The sequence below is a fragment of the Streptomyces sp. NPDC059443 genome, from assembly GCF_042750105.1.
Taxonomy (GTDB): domain Bacteria; phylum Actinomycetota; class Actinomycetes; order Streptomycetales; family Streptomycetaceae; genus Streptomyces.
The window spans coordinates 162908-189170 of record NZ_JBHYVM010000008.1; the positions used below are offsets into that span (position 1 = coordinate 162908).

Below are 26263 nucleotides of genomic sequence, written 5' to 3' on the forward strand. Positions count from 1 at the left end.
CGGGCGTCACCGCCCGGCCCCTGGCCAAGGAACCCGCCCCGCCTCAGGATCCGCTCATGGCCTTCTTCAGCTCCGCGCCCGCGTTGCGGTAGACGGGGAGCAAGTCCAGATCCTCAGCCGGGTAGTTGACGATCTCCACCTGCTTCGCGCCCGAGCCGGGCAGGACGGGCCCCGTCGACATGTGGGCGTTGTCCAGGACCAGCAGGGGCTTCTTCGCCGACAGGTCCGCCAGCTGGGCCGGGGTGACCGCCTCGGGGCCGTAGGTGCCCACGGTCGTGGCGCCGGCCAGTTTCGCGGACCAGGTGGAGAAGACCTGGCTGATGACCGCCGGGCTCTTCCCGCCGGGCCAGGAGGCCTGGACCTCCTTCGAGACCCGGCCGTACTCGGTGTCGAAGGACGCCGTCCACTTCGCCGCGGCGGCCTCGGTGCCGAACAGCTTGCCCAGGCGGGTGACTTCGGACTTGACCTTGTCGGGGTCGTTGTCGAGGCCCACCTCCACCAGCTGGGCCTTCGAGCCCGCGGCTTCCTTGATCTTCGGGGCGTAGGGCTCGAACGGCGCGTACAGCACGAAGTCGGCCTTGGAGACGGCGACGAGGTCGGAGGGCTTGGGGTCGTAGTCCGGCGCGTGCCGCACGGACTGCGGCACGATCACCTTGACGTCCTCGGCGCCCGCGGCCTTGGCGAAGGCGCCCTCCCAGGTGGTGGTCACGACGACGACCGGCGGCTTGCCGGAATGCGGGGAGGCCTCACCGCCGTGAGCACCGCCATCGTGGCCACCGCCGCTGGCTCCGCAGCCGGTCATGAGGGCCAGCCCCGTACTCAGTGCGAGGAAGAAGGGGACACGGGCAGGGATGCGGACGCGGGATCGCGACGCCATGAGCTAATTCTCCGTTCGGGAACGAGGTGCACCGCGAGGACGAGGATCCCCGCGGTCAGGACGAGGACCGGCCCCGGGGGCCAGTCCAGCCGCAGGGCGATGAGGAAGCCGGTCAGGTTCACGAAGACCCCGATCCCGACCGCCCACCCGGTGATGGACTTCAGTGAGGTGCCCAGCCGGCGCGCGGCCAGGGCGGGCAGCAGGGTCAGGGCGTCGACCAGCAGGGCGCCGGTGAGCTTGATGGCTCCGGCGACGGCGACCGCGACGAGTACGAGAAGTACGGCGGTCAGCGCCCGCACCGGCACGCCCGAGCACTGCGCGAGCTCCCGGTCGTACAGCAGCAGCGCCACTTCGCGCCGCCGCCACCAGAAGAGGCCGGGTACGAGGACGGCCAGCGCCGCGAGCACCACGAGATCGGCGGTGCCCACGGAGAGGATCGACCCCCAGAGCAGCGCGAACGCACCGGAGGCGTTGACCCCGGAGACCGCGAGGACCAGCAGCGCGGCGGCGATCGCCAGGCTCATCAGCAGCCCCATCGCCCCCGACAGCCCGTCCGGGGTACGGGCCAGCGGCGCGACCCCCGCTCCGGCCAGGGCGCAGGCCACCAGTGCGCACAGCATGGGGTCGAGCCCGGTGAGCAGGCCGACGGCGATGCCGAGCAGGGCGACGTGCATCATCGCGAACCGCACCGGCATGATGTCCAGCCCGACGATGACCACCCCGATCACGGGCAGTCCGAGGGCGGCCAGCAGCAGCGCGATGCCCGCCCGCTGTACGGGGACCAGCTCCAGCAGGGTGCCGAGGTCGGCGCCCGCGAGGGTCACGGTGCTCACCGGACCTCCCGCAGCCGTCCGGCGGCCATCTCCAGGACGCGGTCGCAGCGCTCCGCGAGCGCCCGGTCGTGGGTGACGACGACGAGGGTCACGGGCAGCCCGGCCAGTACGTCGGCCGCTTCGTCCTGACCGGCGAAGTCGAGGGCGGCGGTCGGCTCGTCGGCGAGCAGCACTCCTGCCCCGGCGGCCACGGAGCCGATGGCCCGCGCCAGGTACATCCGCTGGAGCTGCCCGCCGGACAGGGTGTGCAGCGGCCGCCCGGTCAGCGCCCCGACGCCCAGCCGGTCCGCGGCCTCGGCGGCGGCGAGGGCGTCCCCGCCGCTGGCGAGCAGTTCGCCGCCGAGCAGTGGGAACCGCCCGGCGGCGGGCTTCTGCGGGATCCACGCGCACGCCCGGCGCCGCCAGGCCGCGTCGGCGTGCTTGGACCCGGCGATGACCGAGCCGCCGGTCATGACCGAGCCGCCGACCAGGATCGAGCCGGTGACCTGCCGGTGCAGGCCGAGTACGGCGCGCAGCAGCGTGGTCTTGCCGGAGCCGTTGGTGCCGGTCAGCGCGACGCGCTCACCGGCCGCGATCTCCAGATCCACGCCGGTCACGGCCTCGACCCGGCCGTGCCGGCAGCCCACCCCCGCCATCCGCACGTCCAGTCCGCCCATCCCGCGCCCTTCCGTCCCGCACGGGCCGTGTGCCGCGCGCGGGGACGTAGTCGCGGGACGGACCCCGCCGGTTCCCGGGGGACCGCGATCGATCTGCCCGGGCGGCCGCGCGGGCTCAGCCCAGGTTCTGCCGGGTCCCCGGGGTCAGCCACTGGAGGCGGTCGGCGAGGCCGGCGGTTTCGAAGGCGGCGGTGATCTGGTCGCGGTCCTCGGCGAAGTGCTCCCACGACTCGTAGTGGATCGGGATGGTGGTGTGGGCGCCGAGGGAGCGGGTCAGGGCCGCGCCCTGGGCGGCGTCCATGGAGATGAGCCGGCCGCCCCCGAAGGCGGCGAAGCGGGCGGCGCCGAGGTGGAGCAGGGCGGTGCCGATGGTGAACCGGCGGGCTATCTCGTCGAGTTCCTCGGTGTAGACGGTGTCACCGGAGATGTAGAGGGCCTCGTCCTCGCCCTCCGCCTGGATCACGAAGCCGACGACGTCGCCGATCGGGCCGTGCAGCGCCGGGGTGGCGGTGATCCGCAAGGTGGTCCCGCGCACGGTCAGTTCGTACGTGGCCCAGGGCGCGAGCCCGACCGCCTGCCCGCCGAGGCGGCCGGCGCCGCTCTCGGTGGTCAGGACGGGGCGGCCGGGGAGCAGGGTGCGCCCGGTGTCGTCCAGGTTGTCGGGGTGGTCGTCGTGGCTGAGCAGCACCGCGTCGATCTCCGGAAGGTCCTCGATCGCGACCGCCGGGCCCACGGTGGAGTTCAGGACGACGGGGCCGATGCGGTACTCGGCCGGCGCCGGGTCGAAGACCGGGTCGGTCAGCAGGCGCAGACCGCCGATCTCCAGCAGGACGGTGGCGGTGCCGATGTGGGTGACGGTGAACTTCACGGGAGTGCTCCAAATCAGGCGGAGGAAGTACGGAAGGAGTACGGGACGGTCAGACGGGTCAGACGGGTCAGGCGGCGGTGCGGAACCGGCTGCGGTACTCGCCGGGAGAGGTGTTCAGACGGTCGCGGAAGACGCGGTGCAGGGACTCCACGGAGCCGAATCCGCAGGCACGCGCGATGTCGGGGGCCAGCCGGGACGTGCGCTCCAGGAGCCGCCGGGCCGCCTCCAGCCGCATGCTCTCGACGAAGGCCCCCGGGGTGGAGCCGGTCTCGGCGCGGAAGACCCGCGCGAAGTGCCGCTCGCTCATCGACATCCGCGCGGCGAGCGCGGGCACGGACAGGTCGTCGTCCAGGTGCTCGCCGATCCAGCGGCGCAGGTCCCGCAGGTCCTCGCGGCTGCCGGCCGGCATGGACAGGGGAACGCTGAACTGGCTCTGGCTGCCGGGCCGCTGGAGGTACATGACCAGGATGCGGGCGACCTTCAGGGCCGTCTCGTCACCGTGGTCCTCGGCCACCAGCGCCAGGGCCAGATCCATGGACGAGGTGATGCCCGCGCTCGTCCACATCCGCCCCGACCTGACGAAGATGGGATCGGGGTCGACCTCCACGGCGGGATGATCGGCCGCGAGCCGTCCGGCCGTGGCCCAGTGGGTGGTCGCGCGGTGTCCGTCGAGCAGTCCGGCCGCGGCCGTGACGTGGGCCCCCACGCAGACCGAGGCCACGCGCCCGGCCCGCGCCCCCACCCTGCCCACCCACTCGACCACCACGGGGTCGACGTGCGGCTCCGGCCCGTCGGGGCCCACCCGTATCCGGCCCGGAACGATCAGCGTGTCGACCGGCCCCCGGGTCGCGTCGAACAGCTCCTCCACGTGCAGCCGTACCCCGGCGGACGTACTCACCGGGCCGATCCGCTCGCCGGCGAAGCGCACCTCGTACCCGGGGCGCCGACCCGCCAGGACGAGGTTCGTCATCGCGAAGACCTCGGCGGGACCGGTCACATCGAGTGCGTCGATCCCGGGAAACATCGCGAACACGACCAAGTGGGGCCCGGAGAGAGGGGAGTTCATGCCCCCAATATCCGCCCCCCGCGCGGGTGTCTGCAATGACACCCTTCTGCAAGATCCGGCCATGCCCGAGCGCACGGAAGGAAGCCGACGTCCGATCGTCGGAGCTCCGGTGAGCCCTTGCCGGTCAGTCCCTGTCGGAGGAGTCCGTGGTGCGTGTCATGTTGAAGGTGAGGCCGCCGGAGACGTCTCGGCTCTGGACCACGGTGGCGCCGCGTTCGACGTTGCCGCCGATGCTGTTGTGCACGTCGCCGCCCGAGGAGCCGGCCCGTGCCCGCTGCCACCACTCTTCCAGCAGCGCACCGAACTCTCCGTCCAGGGCCGCTCGTACGCCGAGGGCGGTGGCCAGTGCCTGCGCGCGCATCGGGTCGGCGGGGTCCGTCTCCAGCGCGGCGACTTCCAGCTCGCCGGAGCTGACCTGAGGCGTGGCTCGCCCGAACGGGCGCCGCACCAGCGCGGCGAGTCCTTGCCACGCCTGGCGTCCGGCTTCGCCGCCGAGACTGCCGGCCAGCGCGGCGAGGGCCGCTGCGGTGATCGGGTCCATGCCGGGACTCCCTCGGTCGGTGACGGGTCGTCCCACCCTAGGTCGGCCTCACGGCCTCCCGTGGTGGTTCCGGCACAACCACGTCAGGACGGCCGTCCCGTCCTGTTGCTCCCTTCGGACTCGCGGCGGGCGCGGAACCCCTCCTTCATCGGCCCGGGTCCAGTACGGTGACCAAGGGCTGGAGATCCCAAGAGGCGGTGGTTCATGAGCGCGCACGACGGTTCGCAGCGCCCGGGGCCGCCGGGGATCACCAACAACCTCCCCGGCAATGTCGAGGGGCAGCTGGTTCAGGCCGGTGTGGTCCACGGTGACATCACCTTCAACTACCACGCAGGGCAGGATGCGCAGCCGGACCGGCGCCCCGACCAGGTCCCGCGGCCGCCGCGTGGTTTCGTCAACCGCCAACAGCCGCTGGCCGAACTGGACGAATTACTCGCGTCCGGCGATACCGTCGGCTGCCCGATCGGCGTCTTCAGCGGTCTCCCCGGGATCGGTAAGACGGCCGCCGCCTGCCAATGGGCCCACACCAACAAGCCGCGGTTTCCCGGCGGACAGATCTTCGTCGACTTCGCGGGCCTGCGTGCGGGCGTCGGCGGGGACGTTTCCGAAGCCCTCGCCATCTGTCTGCGCGCCCTCGGCGTACGAGAGGAGTACCTGCCCGCAGGACGTGCCGACCGCATGGCCCTCTACCGGGACCTGTCCGCCAAGCACCGGATGCTGGTCGTGCTGGACGACGTGACGCACCCGGCACAGGTCACGGCCCTCGTTCCGCAAGGTTCGGGAAGTGCCGTGCTGGCGACCAGCACGTGGCGCCTGGGCGAGCTCGTCCTCGACGGCGCATCCCTGCTCCAGCTCGAAGTGCTCGATTCCGAGAGTGCCCTGGAGTTGTTGTCGGCCCTCTGCGGCGCCCGGCGGATCGCCGAAGAAGCCGAGTCCGCAGCCCGGCTGGTCGAACTCTGCGGCGGCCTGCCCGTTGCCCTGCGCATCTGCGGCGCGCGGCTGCTCACCCACCGCCGCCTCACGATCAGCGCGCTGGTCTCGGAACTGTCCGATGAACAGAGCCGTCTCCGTCGCATCTCCGTGTCCTCAGCCCACGAGGAGCGCACCGTGTCCGCAGCCCTCGAACTGGCCTACCGGGAACTCCCCGAGGCCGCCGCCCGCATGTACCGGATCCTCGGACATCTGCCCGGCCTGAGCTTCGACACCGCCGTCGCCGCGGCGGCGGCCGGACTGCCCACGACGGGCCGTGCCCAAGAGGCACTGGACGTACTGGAGGCCGCCAGCCTGCTCTCGGTCACGGACGACCGCAGGTACGCCCTGCACGGTCTGGTCCGGCTGCACGCCCGCGACACCGCGCGCGCCCTCGATCCGCCCGACACGGAGCGAGAGACGGTCCGCAAGGTGGCGGCCCACTACCTCGCGTTGACCGCCGCGGCGGACCTCGCGGTGCGTGCCGACCGCCTTCGGATCGCCCAACCGGCCGGGACCCGCGGCCCGGGTGCCGACACCGGGCCGTTCGCCGGGGCGACCGACCCCGGCCGTGACGCGGTCAGCTGGCTGGAGGCGGAACGGGCCAACATCCTCGCCGTGCTCCGGGCGGCGTCCGGCTTCGGCTTCGACCGCCCCGTGTGGCAGACGGCCGAGGCGTTCACCGTCCTCTTCCTCCACCACCGCCACCTTGCGGACTGGCGCGAATCCCTTGAGCTGGGTGCCGAAGCGGCCCGGCGCGACCGCGATCCTGCCGCCGAGGCCCGGTTGCGCAGCCTCCTGTCCCGACCGCTCCTCGACCTGGGTCAGGACGAGGCGGCCAAGGCACAACTGGACACGGCCGAGCAGCTCGCCGTGGAGTCGGGTCATCTGGTCCTGCAGGCCTCGGTCCAGGAGTTCCTCGGCCGCTACTGGGACCTGCACGACCCGGCCCGTGCGGTGGACGCGTACCGCACGTCGCTCGCACTCAACACCGAGGCGGGGGAGAAGCGGGGCGAGGCCCTGGCACGGTACTTCCTGGGCTGCGCGCAGAGCGCGGCCGGCGACCACGCCACGGCCCTCACCGCCCTGGCCCGGGCCCGGGAGGCGTTCCTCTCCCTGGGCGACGAGCGGATGGCGGCGCGATCCCTGGCCGACACCGGCCGGGTCCTGGCCCGTACCGGTGCGCGCGCGGAGGCAGCGGCCGCCCTGTCCCGGGCCGCCGCCGACCTGCACGAGGGTGAGGCCTCGCACTACGAGGCCCGGGCCTTGGAAGACCTGGCAGACCTGCTGGACGATCCGGAAGAGTCCAGGAGCTGCTTGCGCCGTGCTCTCGCGGTCTACGAAGAGGGCGGCAGCCCCCGGGCCACGGCGGTCCTGGCCCGGCTCACCGCCGGCTGATCCGCGGCGGGCGGCGCCGTACGGAGCAACAGCCGCTGCCTCTGTGTGCCGTGGACCACGACGACCGCGGTGGCGTCCAGAGGAACGCCGAGCCGCAGGCACACGTAGACCGCCGCCGCGGCCGTACCGGGGTCAGTGCTCGGCCCCTCCGCAGCACTGACCTGGATGAGCCGCCCGTCGCGCATCCCGACGGCGCAGCCGTCCTCAACGGGCAGCGCGGCGATCCGAGCCCCTGGGAACTCGTCCAGGAGGGACTCCAGGCGCTGCCGTCCCGCGTCGGACGGCAGGACCTCCGACGCCGAGCAGACGACGGTGGCGCTTTCGGTGAGACGCGTGTCCGGCTCGTCGACATCGCAGGCCAGGTGCCAGAACGCGGTGGCGCTCTCCGACGTCTCTCCGGCCAGCGCGGCGGGGAAGCGGCGCGTCTCCACCCGGAGTTCGCCCTCGGCGCCCCGTACGACGGAGGTGTGCACCATCAGCGACCGCGTCCGGCGGATGTCCGGGGCCGGGATCGGGAAGGCGCGCGGACCACGGCTCGGCTGCTTCGGCCGGGGAAGGCCGAGGAGGCGGTAGACCAGCCCCCGCAGCCTCGGCAGGGCCCGGCCGGGTTCGGCGAAGGCCGCCGCGCTGACCAGGGCGTACCGGTCCGCCCTGTGATCAGCCACCGCCGCCTCCACCTGCGCGAGCAGCGGCCGGCCCTCCTCCAGCCGCCCCGCGGCCGTACGCAGCGCGTACCCGGCGGTCCCGGGAACGGCCTCCGATCCGAACGCGCCGAGCAGTACGGGACGTCCGAGCGCCGCTCCGTACAGCGTCACGGACCCGTGGTCCCCGATCACCAAGTCCGAAGCCACCAAGGCCTGCTGCCAGCCGTCCGTGGGATCGACGGCGATCAGTCCGGCCTCCAGAGCGCTCTGCTGCATGACCCGGACCTGCCAGGCTCCATGCCCCGACCAGACATTCGGGTGCAGCACCAGCGCCACCCGGAACTCGTCGGCCGGCAGTTGGGCCAGCAGATCCGCCGGAAGCCCCGGCGACGACCCTGCCAGCGACTCCTCGCCCCAGGTCGAACTCACCAGGACCAGCTGCTGCCCCGGAACCAGGCCGAGGGTCGCACGGTAGCGTTCTCGCCACCGGACGCTCGCCCGGATCCGGTCGAGACACGGGTCGCCGACCAGCACCGTCCTCCCGGCCGTGCCGGGATGGGCGGCTGCGAGCTGGGACTCCTGGTCGGGATGGGACACCGCGAGCCAAGCCCGCCGGGCCGCCAGCAAGTCGTCGTGCGCCAGCCCGGAGAGGCGGGTGCCCGGTCCGGCGGAATCGGGAACCTGCTTCTGGAACCCGACCCCGTGCGGAAGCACCAGCACCGGATAGTCGCCGGGCGGCACCTTGATGTTCTCGGAGGCGGAGATGAGCAGGTCGGGCGCGATCTCCGCGAGTTGGGGCCACGGGAGCGTGCGGCAGCCCAGCGACCGGAGCAGGTCGAGCACGCCGTCGTTGAAAGCGGACGTGGGGTCGTACGCGAACACCACTGTGATCCGCGGATCGTCGTGCAGGATCTCGGGCACCACGTCCAGCACGCGCACCAGCGACGTCACCGTCCGCGCGGCGACCACGACCGTCCGCTCGCCACCGAAGGTCCGCCAGCGTGCGGCGTCGGGCCCCACGGGGACGAGAATGCGCTCGTCGGACTCCATCGCGTACCTCCGCCCGAGGGCAGGATGGCACACAACCAGGTCAGAGGCCTCCCGGCTCCCGGCTCCCGGCTCCCGGCTCCCGGCTCCCGGCTCCCGGCTCCCGGCTGGCCATTTAGCATGCTCGTGGGTGCTTGGCAACCGCGTCACCACCTTCTTCCCCCGGAAGGCTACTTGCCAGCCGGCAACCGGCGCTGTCCAGAAGGTCCTCATGGGCGGGCACATGGGACGCTTTCCGGTGTGCCGGTCCGCGTCCGCACGTGTTGACCTGCAGCGATTCGTAACTGCACCATGAGGGGGTGGCCATGCGCGTGAACAAGGGGACGAGCCCGACGGACCGGAAGGTCTACGGGCTGATCTACCGGAATCCCGCCTGGGCCCTTGAGGCAGTGGCCGCGGAGGCCGGGTGTTCGGTCGCCGAGGCGGAGCAGGTGTGCGACCGGCTGAGCGGGATGGGGCTGCTCTCGCCGGCGCCCGCCTCACCCTGCGGTTACGCGACCGTCGACCCCGATGCCGCCCTGGCCCGCCTCTTCTCGGCGGAGGAGCGGCAGACCGCCGCACATCTGCGGCACCTGTCGGACATCCGGTCCTCGATCTCGTCCCTGGTCCACGACTTCTCCGAGCTGCGCGGTGAGCGGCGCGAGGCCGTCGAGATCGAGACGCTGGCCACCCCGGCTCTGGTCAACGCCTTCCTGGACGATGCCGGAAGCATGGCCAGGACGCGGCTGCGCGCGATGCATCCCGGTGGGCCGCCGCCCGAGGACCTCATGGACGACATGCTGCTGAGGGACAAGGAGATGGAGGGCCGGGGCATCAGCGTGGAAGGGCTGTACCTGCGGCGCACCGCCGAGATCCCCTACATGAGCGCCTACCTGGTGGACGCCGTGCGCCCGGGCCGGGAGGCGCGTACGGCGGAGTACCTGCCGCTGCGCATGATCCTCTTCGACGACGACCTCGCCGTGCTGCCCATCGATCCGCAGGACAGCAGCCAGGGAGCCTTCGCGATCCACGGCGAGGCACTCGTCAGGTCGCTGCACGCGCTGTACGACTACTGCTGGCACAACGCCACACCGGTGCAGCAGGCCCAGAAGATCTCCATGGCCGAGCCCGTGCTCGGCAGCCAGGACCTCGTCATCGTCAGGATGCTCGCCGACGGGGTGAAGGACGAGACGATCGCCCGCCATCTCGGCGTCTCCCCCCGGACGCTGAGCCGGCTCGTGTCCGGTCTGCTGGAGCGACTCGGCGTACAGACGAGGTTCCAGGCCGCTCTTCGGATCGCCGAGTCGGGGCTGCTGGGCTGACCCGCGCCATCACCGCCAGGAGGCGGGCCGCCCCTGACCGGGTGGCCCGCCTCCTGGCGTTGTGGGCATCGGTGGCGCCGGTTCCGTTTCCCCCCACCCGGCGCGTCTCATATGCCGAGACGATCGGATGTGCTGTCGGCCGCCTGCCATGGCTGGTCATCGCCGCCCCGAATCGTTGATCAGCGGGATCGCGCCCAGCAGCATGGTCGTGCGAGCCCGGCCGGGGTTCACCCGCCGAGGCCGCTCTGACCAGCATTTTCTTCTTCAAACGCACATTCCGGGGGATACCCATGTCTGCAGTCGTCCGCGCCCTCTGTACCGCCGCCGTCGCCGCCCTCGCCTTGGCCGGAATCGCCCTCTCCGCCTCGGACGCCAAGCCGGCCGCCGGTGAGAGCCGGGCCGCCGCCCCGCAGAGCGTCGTGGTGGCCACCACCCTGGCGGAGAACGGCTGGTGGTAGGACGCGCCGCAGTCGAGCAGCGCACCGCCCACCGTTTTTGAGGAGCCTGTGATGGATCTGATCGCCACCGTGCCACCCGTATGCGAGGCGCCGACCGCCCCCGGCGGCCGTCGGATCGCCGTTCGCCACAGCAGCAGCGCCAGCAGCACCAGCAGCAGCGACCGCGCCCGTACCCGCACCGCGGAAGTCGCCGTCGTCGGCATCGGCTACGCGGGGCTGCCGCTGGCCGTGGCCGCCGCGAGCGCCGGACACCGCACCCGGGGACTCGACCTCAACGACCTCCTCGTGGCCCAGGTCAACATCGGCCGGCCGCCGGTCGACACCGTGACCGAGGCCCAGTTGAGCGCCGTGGCCGGTCTGCTGGACGCGACGACGGACCCGGCGTTCCTGCGCGACTGCTCGGTGATCGCCCTGTGCGTTCCCACCCCGGTGGACGCCCATGGCGTACCGGACCTCCGGCCGCTGCTCGCCGCGACCCGCACGGTGTGCGACCACCTCGTCCCGGGACAACTGGTGATCATCGAATCCACCGTCAGCCCAGGCACGACCGACGGAGTGGTCCGGGAGACCCTGGAGGAGTCCGGTCTCGTGGCCGGCGAGGACTTCTTCCTCGCCTTCTCGCCCGAGCGCGTCGACCCGGGCAACCAGAACTTCGGCTTCCACAACACCCCCAAGGTCGTCGGCGGGCTGACGGACGAGTGCCGCGCCCGGGCCGCCGCCTTCTACCGGGAGCTCACCGCACAGGTCCACGTCACCCGGTCCACCCGTGAGGCCGAGGCGGCGAAGATCCTGGAGAACACCTACCGCCAGGTGAACCTCGCGCTGATCAACGAGTTCGCGCAGATCTGTCACCGACTCGGGGTCGACGTCTGGGACACCATCGACGCGGCGTCGACCAAGCCCTTCGGCTTCACCCCGTTCCGTCCGGGCGCCGGAGTGGGCGGCCACTGCATCCCCGTCGACCCGCTCTACCTGGTGCACCGGGCCGCGCAGGAGGGCGTGCCGTTCCGGATGGCCGAGCAGGCCCAGCGCGTCAACGACTCGATGCCGGTGTGGGTCGCCTCGCGCGCCCGGGACCTGCTGGTGCGCCGCGGCATCGGTGTCCGCGGAGCCCGCGTGCTCCTCCTCGGCGTCACCTACAAGCCCGACGTGGCCGACATCCGCCACTCGCCCGCCGAGCCGCTGGCCGCGGAGCTCCTCGGCCTCGGGGCGAACGTCACCTTCCACGACCCCTACGTGGACACCTTCTCGGCGCGCGGCCTCGACGTGCCCGCGAGCCCCGACCTGCGCGCCGCCCTGGCCGAGGCCGACCTCACGGTGGTCGTCCAGCGCCACCGGCTGTACGGCGACGACCTGCTCGCCGAGGCCCGGCTGCTGCTCGACCCCAGCGGACCCGCCACCACCGTCGAGACCGCGCATTCGTGAACCGTCACCGACCCGCCGACAGGCAAAGGACCATGGAGACACACACCGTCGGCGTACCCGATGTACCCGATGTACCCGATGTACCCGATGTACCCGAGGTACCCGAGCTGATCCGTGCGCATGCCGCGGCCGAGCCGTCGGCCGTCGCACTGCGGACCGCACACGGCACCGTCACCTACGCCGAGTTGTGGCAGCGTGCCACGGCCACCGCCCGGAAGCTGCGCGGAGCGGGGGTCTCGCCCGGGGACGTCGTCGCCGTCCACCTTCCTTCCGGCCCCGATGCGATCACCGCCATGCTGGGGACCTGGCTGTCCGGCGCCGCGTTCCTGCCCATCGACACGGCCACGCCCGAAGAGCGGCGCTCCTACCTGCTCGCGCATTCCGGTGCGGTCGCGCTCATCGACATCGGGGCGGGGGGCGGAGTCCGGTCCCTGACCGGCGGCGAGACCGCGAAGTCCGTGCCGGTGGTGGCCGGCGGCGGCCCCGCGTACGTCATCTACACCTCCGGTTCCACGGGGACCCCCAAGGGTGTCCTGGTCGGCCACGAGGCACTCGCCGGGCATGTCGCCGCCTCCGTCGAACTGTTCGGGCTGACCCGGCGCGACGTCGTCCTGCAGTTCGCGAGCATCGGCTTCGACGTGGCACAGGAGGAGATCTGGCCCACCCTGGCGGCGGGCGGCACCCTCGCCTTCCGCGACGGCGGGATCCTGGATACGGACGGACTCTCGGCCGTCGTCCGCGACCTCGGCGTCACGGTGCTCCAACTCCCCACCGCCTACTGGCGGATGCTCTGCTCCGAGCTCGACGGCGCCGCGGGCCCCGCTTTCACGGGGGTGCGCACGGTCGTGATCGGCGGCGAGAACGCCACCGCCGCCGACGCCCGCGCCCACCAGCGCACCCCGCTCGCGCACACCGTGCTCGTCAACGGATACGGGCCGACGGAAACCGTCGTCACCGCGACCGCTCTGGTGATCCCGGCCGGTGGGCCGGTGCCCGGCACCGCCGGTCTGCCCATCGGCGGCCCGGTCGGGGAGCGCCTGCTGTACGTCCTGGACGAAGGCCGGTCCCCTTGCGCTCCCGGCGCACCCGGCGAGCTGTGGATCGGCGGCCCCTTGCTCGCCGACGGCTACCTCCACGACCCGGACCGCACCGCGGAGCGTTTCCGGCCCGACCCCTTCGCGCAGGCCCCGGCTGCACGGATGTACCGCACGGGAGACCTCGTACAGCAACTGCCGGACGGGAACCTTGAGTTCCTCGGCCGGGTCGACAACCAGGTCAAGGTGCGCGGTCACCGGATCGAGCTCGACGAGGTGGACCGGCACCTGATGGACACGCCCGGCGTGACGGCGGCCGTCTGCTTCACCCTGGACGACGGGGCGGGCGGCCGGCTGCTCGCCGCCGCCCTCACCCGTACCGGCGACGGCCCGGGTCCGGAGGCCGTCCGCGCCCATCTGCGGCAGCGCGTGCCCGGCTATCTGCTGCCCGGCCGCATCGTCGTGGTGGACCGGCTGCCGCTCACCACCTCGGGCAAGATCGACCGGCGGGCAGCCGCCTCGGAGGCCGCCGCGCTGCTCGACACCGTGGACGCGGCGGTGGACGCGGCCGTGGAGACGGACTCCGCCCTCTCCCCGCTGGACACGGTCGTACGCGTGCTGCGCGAACTGCTCCAGGCCCCCGCCCTCGGCCCCGACGACGACTTCCTGGCCTACGGCGGTGACTCGCTGATGGCGATGCGCGTCTGCGCCCGGATGCGCGCCGGCGGCCTGGCCATGCACCCCGCCGACCTGCTGACCCTGCGCACCGCCCGCGCCGCCGTCGACCGGGCCGCACAGCGATCGGCGCCGGTCCCCGCGAGCGGCCAGGAGCCGGACGGACCGCTGGACCTGCTGCCGGCCCAGCAGCGCTGGCTGTACGACGGTGAGCTGCCGGAGCGCGACCACTTCTGCCTCAACGCCCTGTTCGCCGTGGCGCCGGGACTGGATCACGGTCACCTCGCCTCGGTCGTACGGGAATTGCTGCGGCTGCACCCGGCCCTGCGCACCGTGCTGCACCAGGACGGCACGGTCTCCCTGGCCGAGCCGGATGCCACGCGCACGGTGGAGCGTCTGGACCTCCGCGAGGTCCCGGGCGCCCGTCAGACCGACCGTCTGGAGGACGCGCTGGCCGCCGCCCAGAGGACCATGTCGCTCGCCGACGGCCGGGTGTTCCGTCTGCTGTACGCCGAGCTGGGCGACGGCACGGCCCGCCTGCTCATGACCGTGCACCATTTCGTGCTGGACGGCGTATCGATGGGGCTCCTCGTCGACGACCTGGAGGCACTGCTCGACGGCCGCGCGCCGGAGCCGTCCGCGACGGGCCCACGGGCCGTCGGTACGGCGCTGCGTTCCTGGTCGAGCAGTGCCCAGGCGCGGCAGGACGCCGCCGACTGGGCCCGCGAGGTCCAGGGATTCACCGCCTTGCGCCCCGCGCTGGACGGCCCCGCCCTCCTGCCGACGCTGCGCACCCATCGTCGCCGTCTGACGGCGGACGCCACCCTCCTCGTCACCCACGAGCTGCCCAGGTCCGGGCTGGCTCCGCACGATTTCGCGCTCGGCTGCCTGGTGGGCGGGCTGGCCAGGTGGACCGGCGAGAGCGTGCACGGCGTGGACGTCTACGCGCACAGCCGCGACGTGTCGGCCGGGGATCTCGACCTGTCGCGCTCCGTCGGATACGTACAGAGCACCTTCCCCGCCGTGCTGACCTGGCGCGGCGAAGGAATCAACGCGCTGCGTGATGCCCTCGCCGGGCTCTGCGGACTGCCCGAAAGGCGCTACGGGTTCGACGCGCTGCGCTTCGGTTCCCCCGACCCGGCCGAGCGGGACGCCCTCCAGTCGTGTCCGCGCCCGACCGTCCGCCTCAACTTCCGCGGACACCTCCTGCGGCTCGAACAGCGGGCTCCCGGCGCCGCGCTCACGGCCGCGACCGAGAGCTTCGGCGCCCACCGCTCACCGCTGCAACAGGAGCGCTATCTGCTGATGGTGGAGGGCGACATCATCGACGGCGAGCTGGAGATGAGCCTGAAGTACTCCACCGGTCACTGGCGGCCCGAGCAGATCGAAGCGCTGGGCGAAGAGATCCAGCAGGTCATGACGGAGGTCCTGGCACAGGCCGGCGCTCCCCTGGTAACGGCGGTCGCGCGATGAACCCGATGAGCACGATGAGCATGCCCGCCGCCGCCGTTCCGTACGTCCCCGGCATCCCGGCCGAGCACCAGCCCGCGACGGGCAGTGCTCCCGGCTGGCCGCTGGTCCTGTACTTCCACCACGTCCACCCCGATGTGCGGCACTACACCGCGCTGACACCGGAGGAGTTCCGGCGGGGGATGGAGCGGGTGCTGGAGGACTTCGATCCGTACGAGCCCTCGGATCTGCTCGCCGAGGGCGGTCCCGTCAAGCCCGGACGGCCCACCGTCCTGGTTACGTTCGACGACGGATACCGCGACAACACGACGTACGCGCGTCCCCTGCTCGAAGAGCTCGGGGTACGAGCCGTGTTCTTCGCCTGCACCGGCCTGCTGGGACAGCGCAGTGAGCGGCCCCGTGAGGACTACATGACGCGGGAGGAGTGCGACGGGCTCGCGGCCGACGGTCATCTGATCGGGGGTCACACCTGCACCCACCCCCACCTCGACACGCTGCCGGTCGAGGCGGCGCGGCGGGAGTCCGTCCAGTCGCTGGAAACCATCTCGCGCTGGTACGGACCCGGTCCGGCCCGCCTCTTCGCCTACCCGTACGGCGGCATTCCCGACGACCCCGGCCTGCCCGGCGACGTCCTGGCCTTCGGGACGGTCCGCTCGCCGGCCGAACCGTGGAGCGCGAGCCCGCAGGCGATCCGCCGCACCTACCTGCCCTCCGGGGCGGCCGGCACCTGGGACGGCCTGGTGCGGCACTGGCGCGGCCAATGGGAGCCGAGCCCGGCTCTGTCCTGACCACTTCCACAAGGGGAAACCCATGTCCGCACACACCACCCTGCGCGACCGGTTCATCCGGGCGCTGCCCGCCACCCGGGCATCCCGGATCATCGCGGTGAACGCACTCGTCGGATCCGTCGGCACCGGCATGTTCCTGGCCGGTTCCGCCCTCTACTTCACCCGCTTCGCGGGTCTGAGCGAGACGCAGCTCGGCCTGGGCCTCGCCATCGCCGGTATCGTCGGCCTGATCACCGCCGTCCCGATGGGGCGGCTCGCGGACCGGTTCGGCCCGCGCAACATGCTGCTGATCGTCTGCGTGTGGCGGTGCGTCGGCTACCTGGCCTACCTGACCGTCCACGACTTCACGCAGTTCGTCGTGACGGCCTCCCTGCTGTTCGTCATGGACCGGGCGGGTCAGCCGCTCAACCAGGCCATGGTCGGGCAGCTGATCACCGGCACGGAACGCAACCGCACCATGGGGTTCATCCGCTCCCTGCGCAACCTCGGCTTCACCGTCGGGTTCTCCGTCGCCGGCATCGCGCTGACGACCGGGTCGGCGACCGCGTTCCGCTGGCTGTTCATCGGCAACGCGATCAGCTTCCTGTTCGTCTTCGCCTGCATCAGCATGCTGCCCCGCGTCGCGCCCGTCGCGGCGAAGAAGGCGGACGAGGAGAAGCCCTCGGGCCCGGTCATCCCGCCGCTGCGCGACTGGCGGTTCGTGGCCGCGACCGCCTCGAACGGCGTGCTGTTCCTGCACGACGCGATCCTGATCACCGTGCTCCCGCTGTGGGTGGCCGAGCACACCCGCTCCCCGATCTGGATGATCACCGTCCTGATCACCACCAACACCGTCATCACGGTGCTGGCCCAGGTCCGGGTCACCAAGCACATCGACAGCCTGGCCACCGCCGCACGGGCCACGAACCGCTCCGCGGTCCTGCTGTCGGCCGCCTGCCTCGCCTTCGCCGCGAGCGGCTTCGCCGAGTCCGCGTGGTGGGCCGCGATCGCGCTGATGGCTGCCCTGCTCCTGCTGACCGTGGCCGAGCTGCTGCACTCGGCCTCTTCCTGGGAGATCTCCTTCGCCCTGTCGCCGGAGGCCGCCCAGGGCCGCTACCTCGCCTTCTTCAACGTGGGCTTCTCGGCGGCGGAGATCGCCGGTCCCGCCGTGGTGCTGTGGCTGCTCGCCCAGGCCGGTCCGGCCGGCTGGCTGGCCCTCGCGGTGTGCTTCCCGTTCGCCGCGGCCCTCAGCTGGGCCGGCACCCGCCCCAGGGACGAGGCCGCCGAGGCCGTCGAGCCCGCCGCCGAGGCCGTCGAGGCCGTCGAGCACGCGCCCCACTCCGCTCCCGTACCCGCCGCCACCGGCTCCTGACCCTCGTATCCCGCCCGACGGAGGAATCCATGTCCGACACACCCGACACCATGCACCTGCTGATCGTCAGCGGCGGCCGCGATCTGCCCGACCGGGCCCGCGACGCCCGGCCGGGTCTGCGCACCACGGTGATCTGCCGGCCCGAGGTCGTGCCCCGGCTGCGCAGCCGCGAGAAGCTCCAGCGGCTGATCGTGCTGCGCGAGGACGCGCCGGTGGAGGAGTGGGTGGCGGCGGCGCGCTTCGTGCACGCCGTCGACCCGGTGGACCGGCTCACCAACTTCACCGAGAAGGACACCGAGAAGACCGCCGCGATCGGGGGCGCGCTCGGACTGGAGTGGCACAGCCCGGAGACCGTACGGGCCGTCGCCGACAAGTGCGCCATGCGGCGGGTGCTCGCCGAGGCCGGGGTGAGCGAGACCATCGCCGAGCTGGTGCACGACGCGGAGGGGATCCTCAAGGTCGCCGAGAAGACCGGCTACCCGCTGATCTGCAAGCCGGTGCGGGGAGTCGCCAGCAAGGGCGTGACCCGGATCGACGGGCCCGCCGACATCGAGCGCGCCCTCGACTGGGGCGCCGTCGGCGCCGGCGACCTGGATTCGGCGGATCTGCTGGTGGAGCCGTTCCTCAGCGGTGACGAGTACAGCGTGGAGTGCGTGAGCGAGGACGGCGAGCACCTGGTCGTGGGCGTCACCCGCAAGATCTCCGAGCACGACCACTTCGTGGAGGTCGGACACGTCGTCCCGGCGCCGCTGCCGGCCGCCGACACCGATCGCATCGCCGCGACCGTACGGGACATGCTGGCCGCGCTGGGCGTCCGTACCGGCGTCACCCACACCGAGGTCATCGTCTCCGCCGACGCCGTGCACATCGTCGAGACCCACCTGCGCCCGGCCGGCGACGAGATCCCCGAGCTGTGGGCGCGTGTCTCCGGCGTCGACCTGATCGACGTGGTCGCCCGTCAGGCCGTCGGGCTCAAGGTCCTCGACGAGGTCCGGGCCGCGCTGGCCGACGGCAAGGAGAGGCCGCGCTGCGCGGCGATCTGGTACGCCTGCCCCGACGCCGTCGGCGAGATCGTCTCCGTCGCGGGCGAGGACGAGGTCCGCGCGCTGGAGGGCGTCACCGACGTCGAGGTGCTGCGCGAGCCGGGCAAGCGGCTCAAGGGCGTCACCGGGTCCTTCGCCCGCGCCGCCCACGTCTGCGCGGTGGGCGCCACCCAGGACGAGGCGCTCAAGCGCGCCCAGGACGGTGTTCGCCGGCTCTCCTTCACCGTGCGCACCGACGGCATGGCGGCCCGGCACGAAACGCTGGCTTCCTGAAGCATCAGCTCACATCCCCTCAACTTCCTTTGACAGCGAGAGAAAAGAGAACGTCATGACCACCGAGAACACCGCCGACTACTCCTTCGGCGGCCTGCACCACGTCCAGCTCGCCATCCCGGCCGGTTCCGAGGACCTGTGCCGCGCGTTCTGGGGCGAGGCGCTCGGCATGACCGAACTGCAGAAGCCCCCGGTCCTCGCCGCCCGCGGCGGCTGCTGGTTCCGCGGCGGCGGCCTGGAGGTCCACCTCGGCGTGGAGCAGGACTTCCGTCCCTCCGCCAAGGCGCACCCCGGCATCCTCGTCCGCTCCCTGCGCGGCCTCGCCGAGCGCCTGGAGGCCCACGGCCACGAGGTGGTGTGGGACGACAACTTCCCCGGCCACGACCGCTTCTACGCCTTCGACAAGTTCGGCAACCGCCTTGAGTTCCTTGAGCCGCAGAGCGCGTCCTGACGTAACCCCCCACCGCACTCCGAGGAGCCAGCAATGACCCCAACACCGACCAGGAAGCCCGCGCTTCGCGTCGCCGACCTGATCGTGGCCGAGGGGCCCGAGGGCGCCGAGCGCATCCTGATACCGGGCCTGACCGTTTCCGTGGCCGCCGGTGAGATCGTCGCGGTACAGGCGCAGGACGCCGCATCGGCGTCCGCGCTGGCGGACGTCTTCGCCGGGCGCCGGCGCGCCCAGTACGGGGCGATCACCACGGGTTCCCAGGGAACCCCCCGCCGCGTGGCTCCGGCCCGCCCCGCCGGCGTGACCGTCCTGCGGGTCGGTCAGAAGGCCGTTCCGCGGGCCGGTCAGCGCCGGCCGGCTGCCGCCGGTTCGCCCCGCGTGGTGGTCGTGGACGCGTCCGGTCCGCACCTGACGGACGATGCGCCCGCTGAGCTCGCGCGGACGGCCGCCCGGCACGGCGACGCCGTGCTGCTGGTGACCGCCGACGCCGAAACGGCCCGGACCGCCGACCGCGTCGTAGCGCTGGACGCTCCCGTACGGGCGAAGCAGCCGGAGGAGCCGGAGGCACGTTTCACCGTGGCCGCGCTCACCGACGCCGCCACGGGCTCCCTCACCGACTCCGGAGTCGACGCCGAGCGCGCGGCACTGGTGGCCGGGATCCTGGTCGACGCCGATGTGCGAGGCCACTTCTCCCACGGCGTCGGGCTGCTGCCCATGTACCTGGACCGGCTCGCCAAGGGAGGCATCGACGCGGCCGCCGAACCCGTGTGGGTCCGCGACGAAGGCCCCGTCCAGGTGCTCGACGCACGCGGGGGCTTCGGCCAGGTGGCCGCCGAACTCGCCGCCGCCACCTGCGCCCTTCGGGCGGCCGAGTCGGGTCTCGCCGCCGTCGCGGTGCGCGGCAACAACCACATCGGCATGCTCGCCGCCTACCGGGAGCACTTCGTCCGCCACGGCGTGATCGGGCTGGTCCTGAACATCTCCGGCCCCAGCGTGGCCGCCCCCGGAGCCGGGCGCCCGACCCTGGGCAACGACGCCGTGTGCATGGTGGTTCCGCGAGCGGACGAGCGGCCCCTCGTCGTCGACTTCGCCACCGGCACGGTGGCGAGCGGCAAGATCCGCCATGCCGCGCACCGGGGCGACCAGGTGCCCGACACCTGGCTGGTGGACCGTCAGGGCAGGCCCACCACCGACCCGGAGGAGCTGGACCGGGGCGGCGCGGTGCCGGTGTTCGGCGGCCACAAGGGACTCGGCGTCGCCGTGATCACCGAGGTGCTGGCCGGCATTCTGGCGGGCGGCACGGTCAGCCCGCTGGTCCACAAGCAGCGCGCGGAGCCGGAGCGGTCGATGGACTGCTCGCAGCTGTTCCTGGCCTTCTCGCCCGCGGCCTTCGGCAACCCGCCGGTGGACGAGCTGCTGGCGGTGCTGTCCGGGGCGATCTCCGCGGGCTATCCGCACGGCGCTCCACCGGTCCATCTCCCCGAACAGCAGGAGGAGCTGGCCGAAGCGGCGGCCCGCGAACACGGTGTGCCCGTCCCGGCCTCCGTCGCCGACCAGCTCGGCTGGATCTCCGACCGGGCCCTGACCACCACGGCGGGCGAGCGATGAGCCTAGGTGTGGGGATCGTCGGGTACGGGGTGGCCGGCCGCCAGCATGCCGCGGCCCTGGAGGGGCTGACCGAGGCGAGCGCGGTCGCCGTCCTTGAGCAGGACGCCTCCCTGGACACCGGAGCGATCCCACGCGCCGGTTCCTGGGCCGAGTTGCTCGACGACCCGCGGGTCGGTCTCGTGGCGCTGTGCGTGCCGCCCGGCGGCCGTGCCCGGCTCGCCGTGGAGGCGCTGGAGGCCGGCAAGGCCGTACTGCTGGAGAAGCCGCCCGCCGTTTCGGGGGCGGAGATCGACCAGCTGGCGGCCGCCGCCGCGCGGGCCGGAAAGCCGGTCGGGGTGATGCTCCAGCACCGGCTGCGGCTGCCCGACGCCGCGCTCGCCGCGGACTGGACGGATCCCGCGGTCACCGCCGTCCTGGAGGTGTCGCGGTTCCGGCCGCCGGCCCACTACCGGCGGGCCGGCTGGCGCAGCGACCCCGCGTCGGCCTTCGGCGGCATCGCCGCGCACCTGGGCGTGCACTATCTGGACCTGGCCTGCCAGCTCCTCGGCCGCCCCGAAACCGTGCAGCTGGCCCCCACCAGGGAGCTGGCCCCGGGCATCGACGCCCGCGTCACCGGCGTGATCCAGTTCCACGGCGGGGCCACCCTGGCCTTCACCGTGACGGCGGAGTCGGCCACCCGCACCGAGCGGCTCCAGGTACTGGGCCCCGACCGCAGCCTGACCGTCGTCGACGGCCTGGTGAACACCCGGATCGGGGATACGGAGGAGACCTGGCCGACGGTTCCGACCGCCGAGCTGCGCGGTGCGGTCTACCGGGAGATGGCCGAGGCCGTCGCGACCGGCCGGCCGCCGCGCCGCTGCCACCTGGACGGCGCCCGTGGGGTGACCGAGATCCTGGCTTCGGTCACCCGGGAACCGGTGGTGATCGTATGACCACCCTGGTGGGGCTCTCCTCGGGTTCGGCCCCCGCCCTGGGGGCGGCCGAGCTGGCACGGCTGACCCTGGAGCTCGGTGGCACCGCCGTCGATGTGCGCGCCGGGAAGGGACACGCCTGGGAGCAGGGCGGACTGGCCGGGCTGCGCGCAGCCGGGGTCGGCGTCTGCTTCGTCGGAATCGGAACCGTGCTCGGCGGAGCCGCGCATCCGTTGCCCGCCGCCGCGGACCTCGACCAGCTGGAGCCGGGTCTGCCGGTGAAGGTCTTCGCGGCCGAGGGCTGCACCGCGCCCGAGGCCTTCGACCGGACGCGACAGCAGATCCAGGAGCTGGCCGCACGCGTCGGCGGCACCGAACGCGTACTGGTCGAGACGCATCACGGCTACGCCCCCGTGCCCGAACTCCTCGAACTGTGCGAGCGGACCGGCGTCCGCATCCTGCTCGACTCCCTGGGTCTGGCCAGGATCCACCCGGATCCCGCCGCGGCCGCCGCACGGCTCGCGCCCTGGACCTCGTACGCCCAGGTGAAGGGCTTCGACTGGGCCTCTCCCGGGTCCAACGGGCACCTGCCGCTCGCGCTCTCCTGTGCCGGGCCGACGCGCGAGCTGCTCGCGGCGGCCGGCCCGCTGCGCGCGGTCACCGTCGAGTCGAAGGCCGGAGCGCTGGCCGAGGACATGGCCCTGCTCCTGGACTGGTACGCCCCCGCCCCCGCCCCCGCCCCCGCTTCTTCCCCTGCTCTCAGCGAAAGGCCCTGACGTGAGACTCGCCGTCATCAACGACGAGCTGTCGCAGAACATCGACACGGCCGCGGCCGAAGCCGCCCGGCTCGGATTCGCCGGCCTCGAACTCCGCTCCTCGGGCGGCGTGGCCCCGCACCGGATGAGCGACGACCAGCTGCGCTCCCTCCGGGAGTCCGTCGCCGCGCACGGCCTCGAAGTCGCGGGCTTCGATCCGCCCGCCCTGAAGTGCGCGCTGCCCCGCACGGACGCCGAGATCGGCTCCGTACGCGAACTGGTCGTGGACGCGGTCCGCCGGGCCGAAGTGCTGGGTGCGCCCTTCGTCCGCATCTTCACCTTCTACCGCGACGGTGACCCGGATCCGCGCGGGGCCGCGAAGGCGGCCCGCGAGGTGCTCGACGGGGTCCCCGCCGACCGTGTCCCCCTGCTCGTGGAGACGGGGATGCGCACCAACAGCCCGACCATGCGCCACACCCTGGAGTTCCTCGACGAGCTCGGCGACGACCGGCTCGGCGTGCTGTGGGACCCGGGCAACAGCGTCTTCAGCGGCTGGGACCCGGCGCCCTTCCCGCAGGACTACGCGGCGGGCCGGGACCGGATCCGGCACGTCCACGTGAAGGACCCCGACGGACAGGACAGTTACGTACGACTGGGCGAGGGCGACCTCCCCTGGCCCGCGATCCTCACCGCGCTGGCCGAGGACGACTACCGGGGCTGGATCTCGCTGGAGACCCACTGGCGCATCGGACGCCCGCCGCTCACCCAGCGGCAGCGCGACGAGCCGTGGGGCGAGGAGTTCACCGGCGGCGGCTTCGAGGCCAGCGGCATCTGCATGAAGCTGCTGCGCGAGATGGTGGAGGCCGTCGCATGACCACATCGCCCGTGATCCTGCTCGGCGGCCAGCGCTGCGGCACCACCGCGCTCGCCTACGCCATGAACCTCGCCTTCCACGACGCCGGCGGCCACTTCACGGTCAACGGCAAGCTCCCCTACCTGCTGCACCGCTGGCTGGGCCCGGACGACCTGGCCCACCGCCATCTGCGTGCGGACGAGATCCTGTACGCCCTGGACCGGCGGCCCGCCGACGGCGCCGGCGCCGACCGCTGGCGCGAGCGCGTCGAGCGGAGCCTGCGGGCAGCGGCCCGCGAGGTCGCCGAGGGCACGGCCGGGGACGACCCGGTCGCGCTCGCGCGGCGCATCCTCACCGAGGCCGCTCAGGGCCTTCCGCACTGGGGCGACAAGTACAACGAGTACCTGCTCCACCTGCCCCATCTGGACGCGGTGCTGCCCGACGCCCGGTACGTGATGCTCGTACGCCACCCGGAAGAGGCCGCCAGGTCCATGCTCCGGTGGACCGGCGACCGGCCGTGGGTGCCGGTCACCCGCGAGGCGGCGCTGGCCAAGTGGACGTCCTGGAACCGTGAATGGCTCGCCTTCGCCGACCGGATCCCGGCCGGGCGCCGGCTGGTGATCGAGTACCAGGCGCTGTGCCGGGGCGAGGAGACCCGACGCCTCGAAGAGTTCACCGGGCTCGACCTGCGCCCCTACCTGGCCGGGCTGAACCCCCGCACTCCGGCCGCCCCGCTCGAAGCCGGGCTCCCGGAGCGGACCGCTGCCGTCTGGGACGCGCTCCTGGCCGCGACCGCCCCCGTACCCCTGCTCGCCACGACCACCCCGAGGTGACCCCCGTGCACGGACCCCGCATTCTCGTTCTCGGAGGCAAGGCCGGCATCGTCCGCAAAGCCGCGGACCTCGGCTTCGAGGTGGTGCACGTCCAGAAGCCGTCCGCCTTCGACCCGGCCGTCGTGCCCCACTGTGCCGAGCTGCTGATCGTCGACTACCAGGACGTGCCGACGGTGACCGCGCTGGTGACCGCCCTGCACGAACAGAAGCCCTTCTCCCGGGTGTTCACCCAGACCGAGGCGGCCCAGGTCGTCGCGGGTCACCTCACCGACGCACTGGGGCTGCCCGGAAACGGCGTCAGGACCACCCGCCTGCTGCACGACAAGCCCGCGCTGCGCGCGCTGCTCAACGAGAAGGGCATCAGCCCCGTCGCCACGGCGCTCGCCCCCACGCTCGACGAGCTGCGCGCGTTCGTGAAGACGCACGGCGCGGCCGTGATCAAGCCGACGATGGGCTCCGGCAGCCTGGGCGTGCGCAAGATCGCTTCCGTCGGCGAGGTGGACGAGGCCTGGGCCTGGCGGGAGGAGCTGGCCATGTCCGACTTCTTCGCCGAAGAGCTCCTCGTCGGCGATGAGCTGAGCGTCGAGAGCTTCTCGGTCGCGGGCCGGCACGAGATCATCGCCGTCACCGGGAAGGACACCGGGGGTGGAGTGGTCGAGCTGGGCCACGTCGTTCCCGCGTCGGTCGCCGCCGAAGAGGCGGGTGCCCTACGGGACGTGGTGGTCGCCATGCTCGACGCGGTCGGGCTCGTGGACGGCCCGGCGCACACCGAGATCATCCTCACCGCCGACGGCCCCCGGGTGGTCGAGGCGCACAGCAGGCGCGGCGGCGACCGCATCAACGACCTGGTGCGCCTCGTCCACGGGGTGGACCTGGAAGAGGCCACCTACCGGCTGGCCGGGGAGTCCGCCCCCCTGCCCGGCGCTCCCACCGCCCAGGGCGCGGCCGCGATCCGCTTCCTGACCGCCGCACCCGGCATCGTCACGACCGTGACGGGGGCCGATGACGCGGAAGCGTCCGAGGGCGTCGTACAGATCGACGTCCAGGTCGCCCCGGGCGACACCGTCCACGAGCTGCGCTGGTCCGAGGACCGCTGCGGCTACGTGATGACGCACGCCGCCGATGCCCCCACCGCGATCCGGCTGGCCCGGGAGGCCGCCGAACGCGTCGTGATCGCCACCGAACCGGCGCCGGAGCCCTCGCGCGCCACCCTGGGCGACCTCCTCGACGAAGTCGACGAGGTGCTGGACCCCTTCGGTCCGGCGTCACGGTCCTGACCCCCTACGAACTTCTCCAAGGAGCAAGGCAATGAGCACAACAGCGGGGACCGGCCGCCACAAGCGGACCTCGATCGTGATCGCCACCCGCAACCGGCCGTCGGACGTGGAGCGCCTGCTGACCGCGATCGCCGCCTGCGACACCGGCACCGTCCACGAGGTGCTGCTGGTGGACGACGCCTCGGACGTCCCCCTGCGGGCCGACGCGTCGGAGCACCCGTTCCCCGTACGGGTGCTGCGCAACGCACGCCGGCTGGGCGCCGCGGCCAGCCGCAACCTGGCCGCACAGGAGGCCACCGGCAATGTCCTGGCCTTCCTGGACGACGACGCGCGCCCGCTGCCGGACTGGTTCGAGGTCCTCGACGAGGCCCTGACCGAGGACCGTGCCGCGGTCACCGGCCGGGTGCTCCCCTTCGACAGCGGGGTGGTGGCACGGGCCCGCCAGTACCGCTACGAGGTCCGCTACGCCCAGCACCCGGCCCACAGCGAGGTGACCTTCTTCGCGGGCGGCAACTCGGCGGTGTGGACCGACCTGTTCCGCGCCGCGGACGGCTTCCCGGACGTCGTCACGGCCAGCGACAACGGACTCGTGGAGCGGCTGGCGGAACAGGGCGGCCGGGTGTTCTTCGTACCGGCGCTGCGGGTCGCGCACCGCAACAGCAAGGGCGCGGGCATCGCGTTCCGCGAGGCGTGGCGCGCGGGCCGGCTGGCCCCGCGCAGCACTCCGGCCACCGCGCTGCGCAGGCTCACCGCCAGCGCCAAGGTCCAGCCCTGGTCGTACGACCCGTCGGCAGCCGGGCTCAACATCAGCCTCCAGATGGCCAATTCACTCGCGACTACGCTTCCGGTGGGCTGAGA

23 protein-coding genes are annotated in these 26263 nt (G+C 72.8%); 16 read left to right on the plus strand and 7 right to left on the minus strand.

The window, feature by feature from the left end; all coding sequences use genetic code 11:
- Nucleotides 1-43: 43 nt before the first annotated feature.
- The 6 genes from ACFXDJ_RS10790 to ACFXDJ_RS10815 form a co-directional block, all read right to left on the minus strand.
- Entirely contained in the window at nucleotides 44-877 is an 834-nt protein-coding gene (locus ACFXDJ_RS10790; protein ID WP_384656917.1) for a metal ABC transporter solute-binding protein, Zn/Mn family, read from the minus strand.
- Nucleotides 820-1710, minus strand: coding sequence for a metal ABC transporter permease (locus ACFXDJ_RS10795; RefSeq protein ID WP_384656914.1), 891 nt, complete (start codon nucleotides 1708-1710; stop codon nucleotides 820-822). Before ACFXDJ_RS10795 ends, ACFXDJ_RS10790 begins: the two co-directional genes overlap by 58 nt.
- Nucleotides 1707-2366 (minus strand): ATP-binding cassette domain-containing protein, encoded by a 660-nt coding sequence (locus tag ACFXDJ_RS10800; protein ID WP_384656912.1) that lies wholly within the window; start codon nucleotides 2364-2366, stop codon nucleotides 1707-1709. The genes ACFXDJ_RS10795 and ACFXDJ_RS10800 overlap by 4 nt, the downstream gene beginning before the upstream one ends.
- A 115-nt stretch (nucleotides 2367-2481) precedes the next feature.
- A complete protein-coding gene (locus tag ACFXDJ_RS10805) occupies nucleotides 2482-3234 on the minus strand; it encodes an MBL fold metallo-hydrolase (protein WP_384656909.1) in 753 nt (250 codons plus the stop codon).
- A gap of 67 nt (nucleotides 3235-3301) precedes the next feature.
- Nucleotides 3302-4300 carry a GlxA family transcriptional regulator gene (locus ACFXDJ_RS10810; RefSeq protein ID WP_384656906.1) on the minus strand — a complete coding sequence of 333 codons (999 nt, stop codon included), beginning with the start codon at nucleotides 4298-4300 and terminating at the stop codon, nucleotides 3302-3304.
- Between the two features lie 124 nt (nucleotides 4301-4424).
- Nucleotides 4425-4841, minus strand: a complete 417-nt coding sequence (locus ACFXDJ_RS10815) for a hypothetical protein (RefSeq protein WP_384656903.1) — start codon at nucleotides 4839-4841, stop codon at nucleotides 4425-4427.
- 204 nt (nucleotides 4842-5045) lie between these two features.
- On the opposite strand from ACFXDJ_RS10815, the gene ACFXDJ_RS10820 reads away from it, so the two are divergent.
- Nucleotides 5046-7208 (plus strand): NB-ARC domain-containing protein, encoded by a 2163-nt coding sequence (locus ACFXDJ_RS10820; protein ID WP_384848865.1) that lies wholly within the window; start codon nucleotides 5046-5048, stop codon nucleotides 7206-7208.
- On the opposite strand, the gene ACFXDJ_RS10825 is transcribed toward ACFXDJ_RS10820, so the two are convergent.
- On the minus strand, nucleotides 7148-8902 hold the full coding sequence (locus ACFXDJ_RS10825) for a hypothetical protein (RefSeq protein ID WP_384653772.1): 1755 nt from the start codon (nucleotides 8900-8902) through the stop codon (nucleotides 7148-7150). The genes ACFXDJ_RS10820 and ACFXDJ_RS10825 overlap by 61 nt on opposite strands.
- 302 nt (nucleotides 8903-9204) lie before the next feature.
- Between ACFXDJ_RS10825 and ACFXDJ_RS10830 the strand changes: the two genes are divergently transcribed.
- The 15 genes from ACFXDJ_RS10830 to ACFXDJ_RS10900 all read left to right on the plus strand — a co-directional run bounded on the left by ACFXDJ_RS10830 (nucleotide 9205) and on the right by ACFXDJ_RS10900 (nucleotide 26261).
- A complete protein-coding gene (locus ACFXDJ_RS10830) occupies nucleotides 9205-10200 on the plus strand; it encodes a helix-turn-helix domain-containing protein (RefSeq protein WP_384653770.1) in 996 nt (331 codons plus the stop codon).
- 290 nt (nucleotides 10201-10490) lie between these two features.
- Complete coding sequence (locus ACFXDJ_RS10835; RefSeq protein ID WP_384653768.1) at nucleotides 10491-10658, plus strand: hypothetical protein; 168 nt, start codon at nucleotides 10491-10493, stop codon at nucleotides 10656-10658.
- A 51-nt stretch (nucleotides 10659-10709) separates the two neighbouring features.
- On the plus strand, nucleotides 10710-12083 hold the full coding sequence (locus ACFXDJ_RS10840) for a nucleotide sugar dehydrogenase (protein WP_384653767.1): 1374 nt from the start codon (nucleotides 10710-10712) through the stop codon (nucleotides 12081-12083).
- Nucleotides 12084-12115: 32 nt separating this feature from the next.
- Nucleotides 12116-15265, plus strand: a complete 3150-nt coding sequence (locus ACFXDJ_RS10845) for an amino acid adenylation domain-containing protein (RefSeq protein ID WP_384653765.1) — start codon at nucleotides 12116-12118, stop codon at nucleotides 15263-15265.
- A 5-nt stretch (nucleotides 15266-15270) separates the two neighbouring features.
- Nucleotides 15271-16050, plus strand: coding sequence for a polysaccharide deacetylase family protein (locus tag ACFXDJ_RS10850; RefSeq protein WP_384653763.1), 780 nt, complete (start codon nucleotides 15271-15273; stop codon nucleotides 16048-16050).
- A gap of 22 nt (nucleotides 16051-16072) precedes the next feature.
- Complete coding sequence (locus ACFXDJ_RS10855; protein ID WP_384653761.1) at nucleotides 16073-17401, plus strand: MFS transporter; 1329 nt, start codon at nucleotides 16073-16075, stop codon at nucleotides 17399-17401.
- Between the two features lie 29 nt (nucleotides 17402-17430).
- Nucleotides 17431-18717 (plus strand): ATP-grasp domain-containing protein, encoded by a 1287-nt coding sequence (locus ACFXDJ_RS10860; RefSeq protein WP_384848868.1) that lies wholly within the window; start codon nucleotides 17431-17433, stop codon nucleotides 18715-18717.
- A 55-nt stretch (nucleotides 18718-18772) separates the two neighbouring features.
- Nucleotides 18773-19168 (plus strand): glyoxalase, encoded by a 396-nt coding sequence (locus ACFXDJ_RS10865; RefSeq protein ID WP_384653757.1) that lies wholly within the window; start codon nucleotides 18773-18775, stop codon nucleotides 19166-19168.
- Between the two features lie 33 nt (nucleotides 19169-19201).
- Nucleotides 19202-20776 carry an Ldh family oxidoreductase gene (locus tag ACFXDJ_RS10870; protein ID WP_384848871.1) on the plus strand — a complete coding sequence of 525 codons (1575 nt, stop codon included), beginning with the start codon at nucleotides 19202-19204 and terminating at the stop codon, nucleotides 20774-20776.
- Nucleotides 20773-21708 carry a Gfo/Idh/MocA family protein gene (locus ACFXDJ_RS10875; protein WP_384659213.1) on the plus strand — a complete coding sequence of 312 codons (936 nt, stop codon included), beginning with the start codon at nucleotides 20773-20775 and terminating at the stop codon, nucleotides 21706-21708. The genes ACFXDJ_RS10870 and ACFXDJ_RS10875 overlap by 4 nt, the downstream gene beginning before the upstream one ends.
- Entirely contained in the window at nucleotides 21705-22463 is a 759-nt protein-coding gene (locus ACFXDJ_RS10880) for a hypothetical protein (protein ID WP_384659210.1), read from the plus strand. Before ACFXDJ_RS10875 ends, ACFXDJ_RS10880 begins: the two co-directional genes overlap by 4 nt.
- Nucleotide 22464: 1 nt before the next feature.
- Nucleotides 22465-23316, plus strand: a complete 852-nt coding sequence (locus ACFXDJ_RS10885; RefSeq protein WP_384659207.1) for a sugar phosphate isomerase/epimerase family protein — start codon at nucleotides 22465-22467, stop codon at nucleotides 23314-23316.
- Nucleotides 23313-24128, plus strand: a complete 816-nt coding sequence (locus tag ACFXDJ_RS10890; RefSeq protein WP_384659204.1) for a sulfotransferase family protein — start codon at nucleotides 23313-23315, stop codon at nucleotides 24126-24128. The genes ACFXDJ_RS10885 and ACFXDJ_RS10890 overlap by 4 nt, the downstream gene beginning before the upstream one ends.
- A gap of 5 nt (nucleotides 24129-24133) precedes the next feature.
- The gene (locus tag ACFXDJ_RS10895) at nucleotides 24134-25405 is read left to right on the plus strand and encodes an ATP-grasp domain-containing protein (protein ID WP_384659201.1); all 1272 of its coding nucleotides are present in this window, start codon (nucleotides 24134-24136) and stop codon (nucleotides 25403-25405) included.
- A 31-nt stretch (nucleotides 25406-25436) separates the two neighbouring features.
- Nucleotides 25437-26261 (plus strand): glycosyltransferase family 2 protein, encoded by an 825-nt coding sequence (locus ACFXDJ_RS10900; protein ID WP_384659198.1) that lies wholly within the window; start codon nucleotides 25437-25439, stop codon nucleotides 26259-26261.
- Nucleotides 26262-26263 lie beyond the last annotated feature (2 nt).